Source organism: Petrotoga sp. 9T1HF07.CasAA.8.2, from assembly GCF_002895585.1.
In the GTDB taxonomy this organism is placed as follows: domain Bacteria; phylum Thermotogota; class Thermotogae; order Petrotogales; family Petrotogaceae; genus Petrotoga; species Petrotoga mobilis.
Window position 1 is genome coordinate 51,893 of sequence record NZ_AZRI01000045.1, and the last position, 17,436, is coordinate 69,328.

General features: G+C 35.0%; 13 protein-coding genes. 12 read left to right on the forward strand and 1 reads right to left on the reverse strand.

Annotated elements, in window-relative coordinates; all coding sequences use genetic code 11:
• The first annotated feature begins 257 nt into the window (after positions 1–257).
• Genes X925_RS09675 through murQ form a run of 3 tightly spaced genes read left to right on the forward strand, consistent with a single transcriptional unit; the run spans position 258 to position 3,851 of the window.
• Positions 258–1,412 carry an exo-beta-N-acetylmuramidase NamZ domain-containing protein gene (locus X925_RS09675; RefSeq protein WP_121959827.1) on the forward strand — a complete coding sequence of 385 codons (1,155 nt, stop codon included), beginning with the start codon at positions 258–260 and terminating at the stop codon, positions 1,410–1,412.
• Positions 1,400–2,986: a beta-N-acetylhexosaminidase gene (gene nagZ, locus X925_RS09680; protein WP_121959828.1), complete on the forward strand. Its 1,587-nt coding sequence runs from the start codon at positions 1,400–1,402 to the stop codon at positions 2,984–2,986. The genes X925_RS09675 and nagZ overlap by 13 nt, the downstream gene beginning before the upstream one ends.
• The gene (gene murQ / locus X925_RS09685) at positions 2,955–3,851 is read left to right on the forward strand and encodes an N-acetylmuramic acid 6-phosphate etherase (protein WP_121959829.1); all 897 of its coding nucleotides are present in this window, start codon (positions 2,955–2,957) and stop codon (positions 3,849–3,851) included. The genes nagZ and murQ overlap by 32 nt, the downstream gene beginning before the upstream one ends.
• 48 nt (positions 3,852–3,899) lie before the next feature.
• Here the strand turns inward: murQ and polX are convergent, their stop codons facing one another.
• Positions 3,900–5,612 (reverse strand): DNA polymerase/3'-5' exonuclease PolX, encoded by a 1,713-nt coding sequence (gene polX / locus X925_RS09690; RefSeq protein ID WP_121959830.1) that lies wholly within the window; start codon positions 5,610–5,612, stop codon positions 3,900–3,902.
• 175 nt (positions 5,613–5,787) lie between these two features.
• On the opposite strand from polX, the gene X925_RS09695 reads away from it, so the two are divergent.
• From X925_RS09695 to X925_RS09735, 9 genes are all read left to right on the forward strand, one after another.
• Positions 5,788–6,267, forward strand: coding sequence for a GNAT family N-acetyltransferase (locus X925_RS09695; RefSeq protein ID WP_103064627.1), 480 nt, complete (start codon positions 5,788–5,790; stop codon positions 6,265–6,267).
• A 274-nt stretch (positions 6,268–6,541) separates the two neighbouring features.
• Positions 6,542–8,272, forward strand: coding sequence for an ABC transporter substrate-binding protein (locus X925_RS09700; protein WP_012208328.1), 1,731 nt, complete (start codon positions 6,542–6,544; stop codon positions 8,270–8,272).
• Between the two features lie 94 nt (positions 8,273–8,366).
• The gene (locus tag X925_RS09705) at positions 8,367–9,377 is read left to right on the forward strand and encodes an ABC transporter permease (protein WP_012208329.1); all 1,011 of its coding nucleotides are present in this window, start codon (positions 8,367–8,369) and stop codon (positions 9,375–9,377) included.
• 1 nt (position 9,378) lies between these two features.
• A complete protein-coding gene (locus X925_RS09710; protein ID WP_012208330.1) occupies positions 9,379–10,212 on the forward strand; it encodes an ABC transporter permease in 834 nt (277 codons plus the stop codon).
• Positions 10,212–11,237, forward strand: a complete 1,026-nt coding sequence (locus X925_RS09715; protein WP_121959831.1) for an ABC transporter ATP-binding protein — start codon at positions 10,212–10,214, stop codon at positions 11,235–11,237. Before X925_RS09710 ends, X925_RS09715 begins: the two co-directional genes overlap by 1 nt.
• Positions 11,230–12,036, forward strand: coding sequence for an ABC transporter ATP-binding protein (locus tag X925_RS09720; RefSeq protein WP_121959832.1), 807 nt, complete (start codon positions 11,230–11,232; stop codon positions 12,034–12,036). The genes X925_RS09715 and X925_RS09720 overlap by 8 nt, the downstream gene beginning before the upstream one ends.
• Positions 12,037–12,137: 101 nt before the next feature.
• A complete protein-coding gene (locus X925_RS09725; protein WP_121959833.1) occupies positions 12,138–13,478 on the forward strand; it encodes a GH1 family beta-glucosidase in 1,341 nt (446 codons plus the stop codon).
• Positions 13,479–13,534: 56 nt separating this feature from the next.
• Entirely contained in the window at positions 13,535–15,805 is a 2,271-nt protein-coding gene (locus X925_RS09730; protein WP_121959834.1) for a glycoside hydrolase family 3 C-terminal domain-containing protein, read from the forward strand.
• A 79-nt stretch (positions 15,806–15,884) separates the two neighbouring features.
• Positions 15,885–17,436, forward strand: a 1,552-nt coding sequence (locus tag X925_RS09735) for a methyl-accepting chemotaxis protein (protein ID WP_146026700.1), incomplete at its 3' end; no start/stop codon positions are given.

A 17,436-nucleotide genomic window follows, 5' to 3' on the forward strand; every position in this document is an offset into this window, starting at 1 on the left:
GTACCAGAAATGTTGCTAATGTAAAACGATTTATTTTGTATTAAAGTAATGACTTTAATTTGAAAAATTTTCACTTTTTAATTATACTACCATTTTTTTTCTTTTGCAAATTAGAAATAATGAGCTATGGTCTTCTAATTCAAAATAATTGCCCATAATTCCGAATAAACGCCCTTAATTAAAAAAAATAGAATTGACATATTGTTATAACTTAAGGTACAATATATATAATCAAAAAAAGTGAGGGAGAATATTAAATGATTCTTCAAGGTTTGGATTTAATGGAAAAACATGGATTCACAAAATTAAAAAACAAAAAAGTTGGTTTGGTAATAAATTATTCATTCGTTAACAAAAATATGGAAGATGGCATAGAAATAATGTTGAAAAATGGAGTAGATATAAGAAAAATATTTACACCTGAACATGGATTATATGGTCTTGCTGATGGAGTTGAATACTCAGATCAGATTCATCCTGTATATAATATACCAATTATTAGCTTGTATGGAAAGCACAAAAAACCCACACAAGAAATGTTAGAAGATATCGACATATTAGTATACGATATTCAAGATGTCGGTTTAAGATTTTATACTTTTATATACACTTTAGCTAATACAATGATTTCAGCTCAAGAAAATAGTAAAAAAATCATCATATTAGACAGAATAAATCCTGTAGGGAGAATCGTATTTGGTTCACGAATAAAAAAAGACTATTCAACTTTTGTTGGTGGATATGAGCTTCCTTTAAGATACGGTTTGACACCAGGTGAATTAGCAAAGTATTACAAAAAATATCTTGACCTTGATTTAGATCTTGAAATCATTCCTATTGAAGGATGGAAAGGAGAATCATTTGAAAACACTAAATTGAAGTGGAATATTCCCTCACCCTCTCTTCCAACATTTGATTGTACCTTGGCTTACAGTGGAACTTGTCTCATAGAGGGGACTAATGTAAGTGAAGGAAGGGGAACTCCTAAACCTTTCTGTTTCGTGGGAGCTCCTTGGATAGATGAAAACATTCTATACAAATTCATAAAAGAAAAATTCCCCTATTTAATTTTAAGAAAAAGGTATTTTATACCAAATTCTTCTAAATACCAAGGTGAATTGTGCAAGGGTATAGAATTTTTCCCTGAAATTAAAGATAATTTTACTATTGTTGCCGTACAGATTATACGCCACTTAATTCAGCAAAGAGGAGAATTTGAGTTTAGAAAATACATAGATAGAGGAAGTCAAACACAAAGAGATCATATAGAAAATTTATTGGGGGAGGATAAAAAAATTTTCTTTGAGAACGATGACACTTATTTAACCGAATGGTACAAGAGCTCCCAAGATTTCATTAATTTTTGTGAAGATATACTATTATATGGAGGATTAAAGCAATGGAAAATTTAGAGAAAGTGTTGGGGAAACTATTCTTAATAGGGATTCAAGGAACCTCTTTAAACAACGAAAATATGAAGGTTTTAAAATCAATTTTGCCTGGGGTTATCATTTTCTTTTCACGAAACATAGAAGATAAATTTCAACTTAGCAAGTTCATCGAAGATATTAAAAATTTTTTAGATTACGAACCCTTATTTTGTATCGATCAAGAAGGTGGAATGGTAACCAGATTAAAAAAAGGATTTACTGTTGTACCCAGCGCTATGGGTATAACTGCGACTAACGAACCAGAGAATGCATATCTTTCTGCAAATTTACTTGCAAAAGAAATGTTAGCAGTTGGAATCGATTGGAATCTTGCTCCAGTTGTTGATATCAACAACAACCCAAAGAATTCTGTAATTGGAATTAGAAGTTTTTCCGATGATAAAAATGTGGTACTAAAGTTTGCCCGTGAATATGTGAAGGGATTGCATGACGGGGGAGTACTTTCTTGTCTAAAACATTTCCCTGGTATTGGAAACGTCAACACCGATCCTCATTTAGACCTTCCCCAAGGCGAATTAAGCAAAGATGATCTTCTTTCAACAGAGTTATTCCCGTTTCTAAATATTGATTCTCCTTCATGGATGCCGACTCACGTGTACCTTTCAAAGATACAAAATAAAAAAGAACCAGCATCTTTATCAGAAGAGATTTTAACAGGCTTGGTAAGAGAAGAACTAAAATATAAAGGGGTTTTGGTTGCGGATGATTTTGAGATGGGGGGAGTAGCAAACTTTTATTCAGCCCAAGAGGCAGTAATAAAATCACTGAATGCCGGAATGGACATAGTTAGTATCTGCCATTCTTTTGAAAAACAATCAGCAGCCAAAAACGCTGTATTGAGAGAGTATAAAAACAACGAAAATTTTAAAAAAAAGATAAATTTATCATTAGAGAGAATCCAATCGTTAATGAAAATTTCAGCAGATCTGAAAGAGAAAAACAATAATAAAATATCTTTAGAAGAAATTGGCAAAAAAGAACATATAAACTTAGCTCAAAATATTTTTGATAAATCTATCACTGTTCTTAATATGTCTCATGACAAAAGCTTTTTGCCTTTAAAAAACGTTGATGAAATTTATTACTTTGCTAAAGAGTCATTATCTTATGGAATCGAAGACAAAAGAACACAAATTTCTTATATTATTGAGCCAATATCAAAAGAACTCAAAGCAAAAGTAAACATTTTAGAAACGAGTAAAATAATTGAACCTCTGGTAAGGGAAGAAATAATTCAAAACTCTAAAGACAAAACTATCTTAGTTCTATGTGAAAATGCATATTTGCATTCAGAATTGGTTGATTTGATAAGCAAGATGTCCCAAAAATCAAAAAAACTAATTTTAGTTGCTTTAAGAAACCCAAATGATGTTTTTATTCCTAATGTAAAGTACGGAATTTGCACATACGGTTTTAATGAAAATATTCAAACTTCTTTGCTTAAAATTCTCAAAGGAGAAATAAAACCAACTGGGAATTTACCAATTAAACGGAGGCTAGAAAATGCTAGAGAATCTGGAAACCGAAAAAAGTAACCCTAAGACTCAGAATTTGGACGAGATGGACATACATGAAATACTAAGAATAATTAATCAAGAGGATGCAACAATAGCGTTATGCATCGCCGAAAATTTAGAGAATATAGAAAATGTGGTTGTTAACTGTATTTCAGCCATTAAGAATCACGGAAGGATCATATATGTTGGGGCAGGGACGAGTGGTAGAGTAGCCGTTGTAGATGCGGTAGAAACAGTTCCAACTTTTGGTATAGATTCAGGAATCTTTCTCCCCTTAATCGCGGGAGGAGAAAAAGCCTTCTTTCAAGCTACAGAACATGTTGAAGATTACGAAGAAGGTGGGAAAATAGACTTAGAAAAAAATAATGTCCGTTCTGAAGATTATGTAATAGGTATAACTGCTAGCGGGCGAACCCCTTATGTAAAAGGTGCATTATCCAAGGCAAAAGAAATAGGATGTAAAACAGCTTTGATTTGCAACGTAAAAAACCCCGAATTGATGAAAATCTCAGATATTGTAGTTTCTTTAAGAACGGGCCCAGAAGTCATTGCAGGAAGCACAAGAATGAAAGCTGGCACAGCCCAAAAAATGGTTTTAAATATGATAAGCACCGTTACTATGATAAAACTTGGAAAGACTTTTAAAAACTATATGGTGGACGTTAAAATCATGAATCAAAAATTAGAAGAAAGAGCAGAAAGAATAATTTCTGAGGTAACTGGATTGGATAAAAAAACCTGCAAAGAGTACTTAATCAAGGCTGATATGAAACCCAAATTGGCAATATTGATGATTTTATCTGGAAAAGACAAAGAATTTTGTATCGAAGCTCTAAAGAAAAACGAAGTATTGAATGAAGCATTGAAAACATTAAAGAATTAAACTCATAGGAAAATCCCCATATTTGGGGATTTTTTATCAAATTATATTTCATTTTCGTTTGAAAATTTCATACATTTGATCGATATTATAGGTATTTATCACGTCTTTTGCTTCAAGCCAACCTTTACGTGCGATACCCACTCCATATTTTACGTCTTGTAGTCCTTCAACTCTATGAGCGTCTGGACAGATGGCAAGTTCAACTCCTTTTTCTTTTGCATATTTAATGTAACGCCAATCTATATCTAACCTATGAGGGTTTGAGTTTATTTCAATTATTTTATCGTATTCAGCACAAGCATCGATAACTTTATAAACGTCAAGATCATATCCATCTCTTGAAAGTAATAGTCTACCCGTTAAGTGTCCTAAAATCGTTGTGTATTTATTTTTTACAGCTTTTATAATCCTTTCAGTCATCTCTTCTTTGCTCATCTTAAAATTAGAATGTACCGAAGCAATTACAAAATCAAACTGTTTTAATAAATCTTCTTCATAGTCCAGTGAACCATCTTTCAAGATATCTGATTCTATGCCTTTTAGTATCTTTATATCCGTATATTTTTCATTCAATCTATCAATTTCATCGAACTGTCTTAATATATCTTCCTCTTTTAAACCATTTGCATATCGGGCAGATTTACTGTGATCTGTAATACCGATATACTTGTAACCTAGTTCTCTTGCACCATTTACCATCTCGGTAAGAGTATTCGCCCCATCGCTGTAATTAGTATGTACGTGAAAAATACCTTTGATATCTTTTTCTTCAATCAATACTGGTATTTCACGTTTCTCAGCCGCTTCAATTTCACCCATATTTTCACGAATTTCAGGTGGGATATAAGACAAATTTAATTTTCTGAATATTTCTTCTTCATCGTGGCATTCGATGAGGGTATCCCCTTTAAATAACCCATATTCGTTCATCTTTATACCCATTCGTTTTGCCCTATTTCTCATGGCGGTGTTGTGCTCTTTACTACCGGTGAAATGGTGCAAAGCGTACGGGTACTCTTCATCCTTTACTACCCTTAAATCAACATTAATACCAGATTCTAAAGTTATACTTGTCTTCGTATTCCCCTTAGCAATCACATCTCTTGTTTTGCCATATTCTACAAATCTTTCCATTAATTTTTGTGGATCATTAGTAGTTGCCAATATATCTATATCTTTTACTATTTCCTTTTTTCTTCTGATACTTCCAGCTATCTCACACCTTATAACGAGCCCTGTTTTAAGTAAATATTGTTTGAGTGAATCAGCTTCGGAATATGCTTCTGAAAATAGATGCTGGTTGCTAAACCTTTTTACAAATTTAATACCTTCTAAGATTTTCTTTTGAGTCTTTTCTCCAAATCCTGGGAGCTCAACCAGCCTATTTTCAAGGCAAGCATACTCCAGTTCTCCAACGGTTTTTATATCCAATTTATCGTACAAAGTTTTTATCTTCTTAGGTCCCAGACCTGGTATTTTTAACATCTCAACCAGACCTCCGGGAATCGATGCCTTTAAATTTTCGTAGTATTCGAGTCTTCCTGTGGTGATAAGTTCGGTAATCTTTTTATTGATGGCTTCGCCTATCCCTTTGACCTCTTTTAGTTTGTTATCCTTCACTAATACTTCTATATCTTCATCAAGAGTTTCTAGAGCACGTGCAGCATTATAATATGCCCTGATTTTAAAAGGGTTTTCTCCTTTTAATTCCAGTAAAAGACCTATCTCGTTGAGAATATCTATAACAGTTTTTTTATCCATTTTACTTCAGCTCTCCTTCGTTCAGCAACTCTCCCAGATAGGATTGGGTAGGGCTGGAAAAGCAGTTGACCTCGGTTGATATTATATCATTCTTAACGTCCATTTTAAAACGATTAATCTGATGGTATAATCGTTTAAACTTTAGTAACTCAAATAAATTAAGAGGAGTGAAAAAATGGCAGATATGCTTGTGAAACTTTACGATTTGAATTACGATGAGAAGGTATTTACTGAATTAAAAGATTCAAAAATAACAGTACGGAGGGCGAAGGCACCTGAAAAATTTATCGTTTTGAATTGGATCAAAAAAGATTTTGGTGATCACTGGGCAAGTGAATGCGATGTATCTTTTTCTAACAAACCTATCAGTTGTTTCATCGCTGTAGACGAAGATAAGAACAAAATTATTGGTTTTTCTTGTTTTGATGCTACATGCAAAAATTTTTTTGGTCCAATGGGTGTAGACAAAAATTACCGAGGAAAAGATATTGGTAAAGCGTTACTTTTAATAGCGCTAAAGAGCATGGAAGAAAGTGGTTATGCATATGCCATAATCGGAGGAGTTGGTCCTGCTAAATTTTACGAAAAAGTGGCAAACGCTACATTGATAGAAAATTCTGAACCAGGATTCTATAAAGGGATGTTGAAAAATTAAGAAAAACTACAAAAAACAGAGTTTTTATTAAATAAATTAAAATAATTACTCCTAATTGCTTCTCATCACCCATAATCAGATTTGCGATGTAACATGTTTCAGGGTAGTATTGTGTTGAGTCTCAATGAAACTTGTATTTTCGATACTACGAGCACCTTCCACCTTTTTGAAATTAATCTGGGATGTTAAAGGGAGATAGGGGAATTTAATATAATTTTTTCATGGAAAGGCCTTTCCTTGATAATGTAACAAAAATATTGGAGGTGAAAAGAGTATGAAAAAAGCGTTTGTTGTGTTTCTTTTATTGGCAAGTTTGGTTATGGGAAGCGCGTTATTCGCTCAAGTAACCCAAATCCCCAGAGAAGAAGCAGTGTATGTCGCAGGTTTTCAGTGGGGACCACCAACAACGGATAATCCGCTTGCAGGTGGGCCAATGACGTTCGTTTCTGATCCTAGACAACATATTTGGATATATGAAACATTATTCACATGGGATGCCCTCAATGGAAAGTATGTTCCTATTTTGGGAGAATCCTATAAGTGGGTTGATGAACTAAGATTAGAGGTAAAAGTAAATCCAAAAGCGTATTTCCACGATGGAGAACCCGTTACTGCAGATGATGTTGTATATTCCTACAAATTAGGGCAAAAATATCCACTAGGTCTTCAGATTTGGGAATGGTTGAAAGATGTTTACAAGGTAGATAACCACACTGTAATCTTCGAGATGAAACCAGATAATCCAAACAGATTGATGGTAGAAGACGCACTTGGAGCTACCTTCATTCTTCCAGAACATATTTGGTCTAAGGTTGAAGCAGAAAATAATTATGATTTGACCAAAATCAGACAGTTTAGAAATGAAAATCCTGTAGGCTCTGGTCCATACAAAGTTTTTTATGAAAGTCCAGAAACTATTATTTTAGTAAGAGTAGATAATTATTGGGGAAACGAAGCTTTACACGGTGGGAAAAAACCCGCAGCTAAATACATAGTGCATCCTATTTTCAAAAGTAATGACGAAGGTAGTTTGGCCTTTGAAAATGGTGAAGTAGACGTTTCTCAGCAATTCACTCCAAGAATATGGGAAATGTGGGAAAAGAAAGGGCTTCCTGTTGGTACATGGTACGACGAGATCCCTTATCATATGCCTGCAACAATGCCTTCGTTGTGGTTTAACGTGAACAAATATCCTCTCAGTTTGCCTGAAGTTAGAAAAGCTATTGCATATTCGGTAAATTACGCAAGAATTTCCGAACTTGCCATGTCTAATTATTCTCCTAAGGTTCAAGCCAGTCTTATAATGCCCTACGGTGGTGAAGCAAAATACTTCGATGAAAACTTGGTAAAACAATACGGTTGGGAATACAATCCGAAAGAAGCTATAAGGATATTAGAAGAAGATTTGGGAGCAACAAAAGGTAAAGATGGAATATACGTTCTTCCTGATGGAACAAGGTTAGGCCCATTTACGGTAGAATGCCCATATGGTTGGACAGACTGGAATGCTTCTTTACAAATCGTGGCACAAGGAGCAAGAGCAGTAGGTATAGACATCCAAACATCTTTCCCTGATGCACCTATAGCTTATGATAACAGACAAACAGGTAACTTCGATATGACGATGTGGGCACCTTCACAACCTGGACCTGCTCAACCCTGGTTGAGATTCCAAATAGCTCTTTATTCAAAAGGTGTTCCCCCAGTTGGACAAATCGCATACAGTAACTTCGGAAGATATAAAAATGAATGGGCTGACCAACTCATCGATATGATTCCAAAAGTTACCGACGAAAAAGAATTAAAGAATCTCTATACAGAGTTAGATCAACTATACAGAGAAGATATACCGATGTTCCCGTTAATGTATAGACCTCAAACATTTTACGAATACAATGAAACTTACTGGACAGGTTGGGCAAACGCAAAAAATCCTTATGCACCACCGATGCCTTTGGTAGGTGCAGGGATGGAAATGTTGTGGCATTTAGAACCTGCTAAATAAAGTAATTTATTATCCATCGATTAAGCCAAGAGTTCGTGGAGGGAGTTTCAGCCTCCATGAACTCTTTTAAATATACCTTCGAGAGGTGAAATATGTGAAAGGATTTACGAGGTATTTTTTTCAAAAGCTTTTTTGGTATCTAATAGCTTTTTTCTTGGCTTTATTTTTGAATTTTTTCTTACCAAGACTCATCCCAGGAGATCCTATTTCAGTTATAGTAAGTAAAATGATGTCTGGAACCGTAGCAAGTGAGACGCAGGAAAGAGTTTATCAATCTTTTGTCGAAGAGTTTGGATTGGATAAACCTTTACCTATCCAGTTTTTCAACTATATAGGAAATGTTTTTAGAGGTGATTTAGGAACGTCGTTCAGTTTGTACCCCCTTTCTGTTAATGAAGTTTTGGGAAACGCTATTGTATGGACTATTTCTTTACAATTTCCGGCAATAATTGTAGGTTGGATATTAGGAAACTTACTGGGAGCCGCTGCTGCTTACAGAAAAGGGGTTTTCGACAAAACTATTTTTCCAGTGGCACTATTCGTTAATTCTATCCCTTATTATGCTTTGGCAATCATATTACTATACTTTTTTGGAGTTTACCTGGGATGGTTCCCAATTGGCGGTGGTTACAGCAGAACCTTGCTCCCTTCTTGGAGTTGGGCTTTTGTAATTGATGTCTTACACCATTACTTTTTACCCTTTATTTCGATTGTTTTAGTAACAATAGGGGGACAAGCCATAGGTATGAGAGAGATGTCAATATATGAATTAAATACAGATTATGTTACCTACAGTAAGATGTTAGGTATCAAAGATAAGAAGATTCAAAGCTATGTCTTCAAAAATGCAGTTCTTCCTCAAATAACAGGACTTGCAATAAGTTTAGGTACAATGGTAGGGGGAGCTCTGATCACTGAGATAGTCTTTGGATACCCCGGAGTGGGAACGTGGCTATTCAACGGAATAAGACAGCTAGATTATCCGATGATCCAAGGTTCAACCCTTATAATAGCGATGATGGTTTTAATTGCTAATTTTATTTTGGATATGGTCTATGGACTAATAGATCCTAGAATTAAAGCTGCGCAAACGGAGGAGGGTTAATATGAATACAATAAAATTACTTTTGAAATCTCCAAAATTTTTAATAGGATTTGGCCTATTTATGTTTTTATTCTTAACTGCCTTCATATACCCTGCTGTTTCACCAAAAGATCCATTGGAGATGGTTGGATTTATGTACGAGCCCCCTTCCTCAACTTACTTGTTGGGAACAGATAACTTTGGAAGAGATGTATTTGTAGAGCTTATTCACGGAATGAAATCCTCGTTGATTATAGGATTAATTTCAGGTGTTATTGCAACAACAATAGGTATAACTATAGGCCTTTTTGCTGGCTACAAAGGAGGAACCACTGATAACATATTAAATTCAATAACTAATATATTTTTAGTTATACCTCCATTCATAATACTGATATTGATTACGGTTAGTTTAAAAAGTAGGTCCTTGTTTGTTATGGGATTAGTATTAGGAGTAACCTCTTGGCCATGGACTGCTCGTGCGGTCAGGGCGCAATCACTCAGTTTAAGAAATAGGGAACATGTTGATATAGCCAGGTTAAACGGTGCCAGTACTGTAGAAATTATAATACGCGAAATAATGCCTTATATCTTATCTTATATATTCATGGCATTTATACTCCAAGTTGCCACTGGTATTTTAAACGAAGCAGGAATAAGTATGTTAGGACTGGGTCCAAGTAATATAGTTTCACTCGGTACAATGCTTTCATGGGCACTATTATTTGAGTCTGTTAGATCAGGTGCCTGGTGGGCTTTTATACCTCCAGCTATAACCATAGCTTTAATCACTTTTTCGCTATATTTTATGAATTCGGGGATGGATGAATTATTCAATCCCAAACTTAGGAGTTGATGAGATTGGAATCTAAAAAGGTTATTTTAGAAGTTAACAATCTTAAAACCTACTATCAAACAAGGTTAGGAGAAAAAATAAAGGCGGTTAACAGCGTTTCGTTTAACCTATATGAAGGAGAAATCTTGGGAATAGCAGGTGAATCAGGTTGTGGTAAATCTACTTTAGCAATGAGTTTGTCAGGCTTATTTTTATCCCCTTTGAAATACGAAAGTGGATCAGTGTTTTTAAACAACGAAAATATCATGCAAAAAAAAGAAAATGAGTTGAGAAGTAATATACTGGGGAAAAAATATTCGTATATCCCTCAAAGTGCAATGAACGCGTTGAATCCAACATTAAAAATCAAAAATTTTGTTATAGATCTACTGAAAGAACACGACCCTAATATGACAGAAAAAGAGATCTTAAATTTGGCAAAAGAACGTTTTGAATCTCTTTCTTTGCCCCCAAGAGTTTTAAACCTCTACCCTTTAGAACTTAGCGGTGGTATGAAACAAAGGGTAGTTGTCGCAATCTCCACAATAATGAACCCAGAAGTTGTAGTAGCAGATGAACCAACTTCTGCGTTGGACGTAACCTCACAAAAAATAGTAATAAAATTAATTAAAGATCTTTTTGACAAAAAAATAGTAAAAAGTATAATTTTTATAACTCACGAATTACCCATATTAAGACATATATGTGACCGCATCGCTGTAATGTACGCAGGCGAATTTGTAGAGGTAGGAAATATGAAAGATGTAATCTTCGATCCTATTCATCCTTACTCACAAGCATTAATGCAGTCTATTTTAGTCCCTGAAAAAGGTATAAAAGGCAAAAAACTACCAAGTCTTCCTGGGTCACCACCTGATTTAAGGAAAATTCCAAAAGGATGTAGATTCGCAGATAGATGCCCTTTGGTAATTGAAGATTGTAAGAAAGAAGATGTCACTTTAACCAAATTAGGAGAAAGATCTGTAAGGTGCATTAGATTAAACCATATTTTAACACAAGGGAAGAGGGTGACGCCGTATGTCTAAACTCCCAAATGAAGAGATAATAAAAGTTGAGAATTTGACCAAGATATTTGGAAGTGGGAAAAAAGCTGTAAAAGCTGTAGATAACGTTACTTTTTCTATAAAAAAAGGGGAAATCGTCTCTCTCGTTGGACAAAGTGGAAGCGGAAAAACAACGCTAACTAGACTATTACTCAGGTTGTTAAAAGAAACTGAGGGCAAAATTATTTTTGAAGGTCAGGATATAACAGGTTTAACAGGTAAAGAAAAAAAGCTTTACTGGAAAAAGGTGCAAGCAATATTTCAAGATCCTTACGCCTCGTTCAATATATTTTCCCCGGTAAAAAAAGTTTTAATAGATGCTTTCAAGTTATTTGACAACAGTTTTACAAAACAAGAAAAAATGTCAAAGGTTTACGAAGCTTTGGAATCAGTTAATCTAAGACCTGAAGAAGTAGCAGATAAATATCCTTTTGAATTAAGTGGTGGTCAAAGGCAAAGGATAATGATAGCAAGGGCTCATTTGATAAAACCAAAATTACTCTTAGCTGACGAGCCAACTTCAATGATCGATGCGAACTTAAGATCCGGGATTTTAGAGTTACTGTTAGGTTTAAGGAATACGGAAGGTACTACTATTATGTTCGTAACCCACGACCTTGGTTTGGCTTACTATGTCAGCGATAGACTTTTCATCATGCATGAAGGGAAAATAGTAGAAAGTGGAGAAGCTGATAAAGTAATAACACATCCTGAACACCCCTATACAAAACAATTAATGATGGATGTACCTAAACTATCTGAAGAATGGATTTTAAAATAACTTAGAATGAAATATGGATGGGCTGCGGTGCGAAGGGGCGCTAAGATAAGTTTTTGAGTTTGTATAGACAATAAAAACAACAACATAGGAGGAATAAGAATATGTCTGAAAAAGTTTTTCCAAAGGATTTCTTGTGGGGAGCAGCTACTGCATCATACCAAATAGAAGGTTCTTCTTCAGCAGATGGAGCTGGTCCTTCGATTTGGCATAGGTTTTCTCATACACCTGGAAACACATATAATGGAGACACTGGAGATGTTGCAGACGATCATTATAACAGGTACAAAGAAGATATCGCTATGATGAAAGAGTTAGGATTAAAAGCTTACAGGTTTTCTATATCTTGGTCAAGAATTTTTCCAAACGGTAAAGGTAAAATCAACGAAAAAGGTATTGATTTTTACAATAGATTGGTCGATGAATTACTAAAGGCTAATATAACCCCTTTTGTTACGTTGTATCATTGGGATTTACCTGCAGCTTTACAAGATCTGGGTGGTTGGACAAACAGAGACATCGCCTATTGGTACACCGATTACACAGATTACATGTTTCAAAGATTTGGTGACAGAGTAAAAAATTGGATTACTTTAAACGAACCCTGGGTAATGGCATTTGTTGGCCATTTTATGGGTGAACATGCACCCGGAATGAAAGACCTTTACGCCTCTTTCTCAGTTGTTCACAACCAATTGCGTGCTCATTCAAAAACAGTTAAAGCTTTCAGAGAAGAAAATATTAAAGAAGGAAAAATTGGAATAACTTTATCAAATACTTCCCACGATCCTGCTACGGATTCACAAGAAGATATAGATGCCGCACGGTTGGCACACGAATGGACAAATTATCCATTGTTTTTGAATCCAATATGCAAGGGTGACTATCCAAGCGGAATAAAAGAACATGCCTCTGAGTTTTTACCTCATAATTACGAAAATGATTTGGAAGAAATAAAAGAAAAAATCGATTTTGTAGGCATCAATTATTACTCTGGAGATCTTGTCAAGACCGATACAAAATCATTTCTAGGTGGAAAAACCGTTGAAAGAGGTCTTTCAAAAACTGAAATGGGATGGGAGATTTACCCTGAAGGTTTCTACAAAATACTAAAAGGGGTTCAAGACGAGTACAATCCAAAAGAAGTGTATGTAACTGAAAACGGTGCTGCTTTTGACGACAACGTAGTAAACCAAGAAGTACACGATGAAAAAAGAATAGAATATTTAAAGTATCATCTTGAACAAGCTTTAAGAGCTATTCAAAGTGGAGTTACGCTCAAGGGATACTTCGTATGGTCCTTATTAGACAATTTTGAATGGGCATGGGGCTATTCAAAGAGGTTTGGAATAGTATACGTTGATTACAAGACTCAAAAAAGGATCATAAAAGATAGCGGTGAATGGTATTCACAGGTTATCAAGAATAATTCTTTTGAATTCTAATCTTGCATTTAAAAGAAAAGACTTTTTTAATAGCAAACCAAAGGATGTGAAAAAATATGGAGAGGGATATAAAAAAGTTGATTTCTCAGATGACACTTGAAGAAAAGGCAAGTTTGTGTTCAGGCTTAGATAATTGGCACACCAAACCTATTGAAAGGTTAGGGATACCTTCAATTATGATGAGTGATGGGCCTCACGGCTTGAGAAAAGAAATCACAAATCCTGAAGAAAGCTTGTTGGCAAACAGCGCCCCCGCTACGTGTTTCCCAACAGCCGCTACAACAGCTTGTTCATGGGATAGAAAATTAATTGAAGAAGAGGGAAAAGCCTTAGCTGAAGAATGTCAAGCCGAAGAAGTTGATATTATATTAGGCCCTGCTATTAACATAAAAAGATCTCCATTGTGTGGAAGAAATTTCGAATACTTCTCTGAAGACCCATACTTATCAACAGAACTGGCTACAGCATATATAAACGCTGTACAAAGTTATGGAGTAGGGACCTCTTTGAAACATTATGCTGCAAACAATCAAGAACACAGAAGAATGAGTGTAGACGAAGTAATAGATGAAAGAACCCTAAGAGAGATTTACTTAGCAAACTTCGAAGGGGCAGTAAAAAACGGTAAACCCTGGACAGTAATGTGTTCTTACAACAAAGTGAACGGCACGCATGCTTCTGAAAACAAATACTTATTGACAGATATACTGAAAAAAGAATGGAACTTCGAAGGATTCGTTGTATCCGATTGGGGGGCAGTAAACGAAAGGGTAGACGGGTTAAAAGCAGGATTAGACTTAGAAATGCCTTCAAGTTTTGGAATAGGAGACAACAAAATCATACAAGCCGTAAAAAACGGTCAATTAGAAGAGAAGGTATTGGATGAAACTGTAGAAAGACTTTTAAAAATTATTTTCAAAGCGATCGACAACAGGAAACAAAACGCAACATACGACAAAGAAGCTCATCATCAATTAGCGAGAAAGATCGCAAGAGAAAGCATGGTACTTTTGAAAAATGAAGACGATATACTTCCAATTAAAAAAGAAGGAACTATAGCCATAATTGGAGAATTCGCCACATCACCCAGGTATCAAGGCGGTGGAAGTTCGCATGTAAACCCTATAAAAATAGATAATCTGTTAGAAGAGATAGAAAAAATAACTCAAGGAAAATCTAAAATTCTTTACGAAAAAGGATACCATCTTGACTCAGATGAAATCGATGAGGAACTTATAGAAAAGGCTAAAAGATCTGCAAAAGAATCTGACGTCGCTGTAATCATCGCAGGACTACCTGAAAGATACGAATCAGAAGGGTACGATAGAGAACATATGCAGATGCCCCAAAGCCATAACAAGTTGATAGAGGAAATCACTAAGGTTCAACCAAATACGGTGGTGGTATTAAGTAATGGTGCCCCAGTTGAAATGCCTTGGGTTGATAAAGTCAAAGGGCTGTTGGAAAGTTACTTAGGAGGTCAAGCATGGGGAGGAGCTGTTGCAGATATCCTCTTTGGCGAAGTTAATCCTTGTGGAAAATTGGCGGAAACATTTCCAAAAAAACTGAGTCACAATCCTTCGTATCTAAACTTCCCAGGGGAAGACGATAGGGTAGAATACCGAGAAGGCGTATTTGTAGGGTACAGATATTATGACAAAAAACAAATAGATCCATTGTTCCCATTTGGATATGGATTGAGTTACACCAATTTTGAATATACCAACCTAACAATAGACAAAAGGGAAATAAACGATAACGAAACGTTGAATGTTAAAGTGAAAGTTAAAAATACAGGAAATATGAGAGGCAAAGAAATAATTCAATTGTATGTAAAAGATATAGAAAGCCGAGTAAATAGGCCAGAAAAAGAACTAAAGGGGTTCGAAAAAATACAACTTGAACCTGGCGAAGAAAAAACTGTAAATTTTAAGTTGGATAAAAGGGCTTTTGCTTATTACAACACAGAGATAAACGATTGGCATGTGGAAAGTGGAGAGTTTGAAATATTGGTGGGAAAATCTTCGAAAGACATTATATTAAAAGAAACAGTGAAAGTTAACTCCACAAAAATAATAAGAAAGAAGTTTCATAGAAATTCAACGATTGGCGATTTAATGGAAGACCCTATTGGTTCGCAGATTTTAAAAGAACTTATGAAAGATCAGCTTTCACAAATTTTCCCCGTTGATGAACACAGAAACGAAGAGTTGGTTTTATCGATGATGAAGTATCTGCCTCTGAGAGGACTAATAAACTTTGGAAGAGGAAAATTTACTGAAGAAATGCTGGAAGATCTTCTTAAGAAATTGAACGAACAAAGATAGAAATCTTTGGAGACGATCTCTTAGATCGTCTCTTTACTTTAATCACTCATTTGAATAAAAAAGGGGAAGGTGATCTTTTATGAAATCAAGATCCATTGGTAAAAGAATAATAAGTATAGTAATAATCATATTCATATTGTTCGGCCTTTCTATAATTTTTAATACCACTTCTCTTACCAAATCAAATGCTGGTTTGGAATCTTATAAAAATTTGTCAGACCAAGTTAATAATATAACAGAAGTAGAAACAGCATTTTTTGAAGCTTCTTTGAATTTTAAAGATTATAAAGATAATTACGAAAAGAATTTTGAAAACGCCTTTAGAGGAAATTTATCTAAAATAGAATCATATATGAATAATTTGCTTGACACCACAGAAGAATCTACCTCTTTAGTTTATATTAATGAATCTTTAAATACATATGGATCTAATTTCGATCAAATTGTACAATTAAATTTTCAGGCTAATACTTTTCTTTCGGAATACAATAAGCTAAGCGAATTACTTATTCAACAACTAAATGATTTCAATACTTTAACTAAACAATATAGTGTTTTGGCTTTTTCACTATTATCAGAAGATCCTGTTGTAACAGTGCAAAATATCAATGAAGAAGTTAAAAAATATTTCTCTTCTAAATCTTCAAGCGATAAAAACAATGTATTAAATATATTCTCAACCTTTAAAGACAATTTAGCTTTTGTAGAATTTGGATTAACCAACGATGAACTTAAAAATGCTTTTTCTGAGCTAATGGAAAACCTCAACAATTTAGAAAGCACCTTCAACCAAATAGTCACAACGATAGAATCCCAACAACCCATAATCGGGCAGATGGAACAAGCAAGGGTAGAGATACTTAACCTATTAGAAGAACAAAGAAACGAATTAAAGGTCCAGCAAGACACCCTAGGTCCAACACTCATAGAAGAAAACAATCAAGCAATAACCTTGACAGCCATCTTAACCGTAGTAGCTTTCGTAGTATCGATAATCATGGTCATCTATCTAATAAGGAGTATAACGAAACCACTGTTAGACTTCAAAAACAAGATAAACCAATTCAAAGAAGGAGACCTAACGGTAAACTTTGAAAGTAAAAGCAAAGACGAGATAGGTCAGATGGCTAACGCTCTATCAGAAATGAGTAAAGAATTAAGAAGATCCATGGGGTCAATAAGGCAGGCATCGGACAAAGTAGAAAAGGCATCAGAAAGTCTAACACGATCATCACAAGAAAGCAGGAAGAACTCAGAAGAACTCAAAAACCAGATGGACAAGATACAAACAAGTACGGAAGAAACGGCAGGAAACGTAGAAGAAGTGACCTCAGGTGTAGACGAAGTAGCAAGGGCAGCACAAGGTGTATCCCAAGACGCACAAAGACTAAGTGAAGAAGCAGATGAAACGAGTAAAGCTGCAGAAGAAGGAAGCAAAACGATAGAAAGCATAAGTCAAGCTGTGAAAGAAGCGGTAGAAAGGACGAAAGAAAGTCAAAAAGAAGTAGAAACACTCGCAAGCAACGCCAAGAACGTACAAAGTATAGTAGAAACGATAAACTCGATAACGGAACAAACAAACCTGTTGGCACTAAACGCAGCGATAGAAGCGGCAAGGGCAGGGGAAGCGG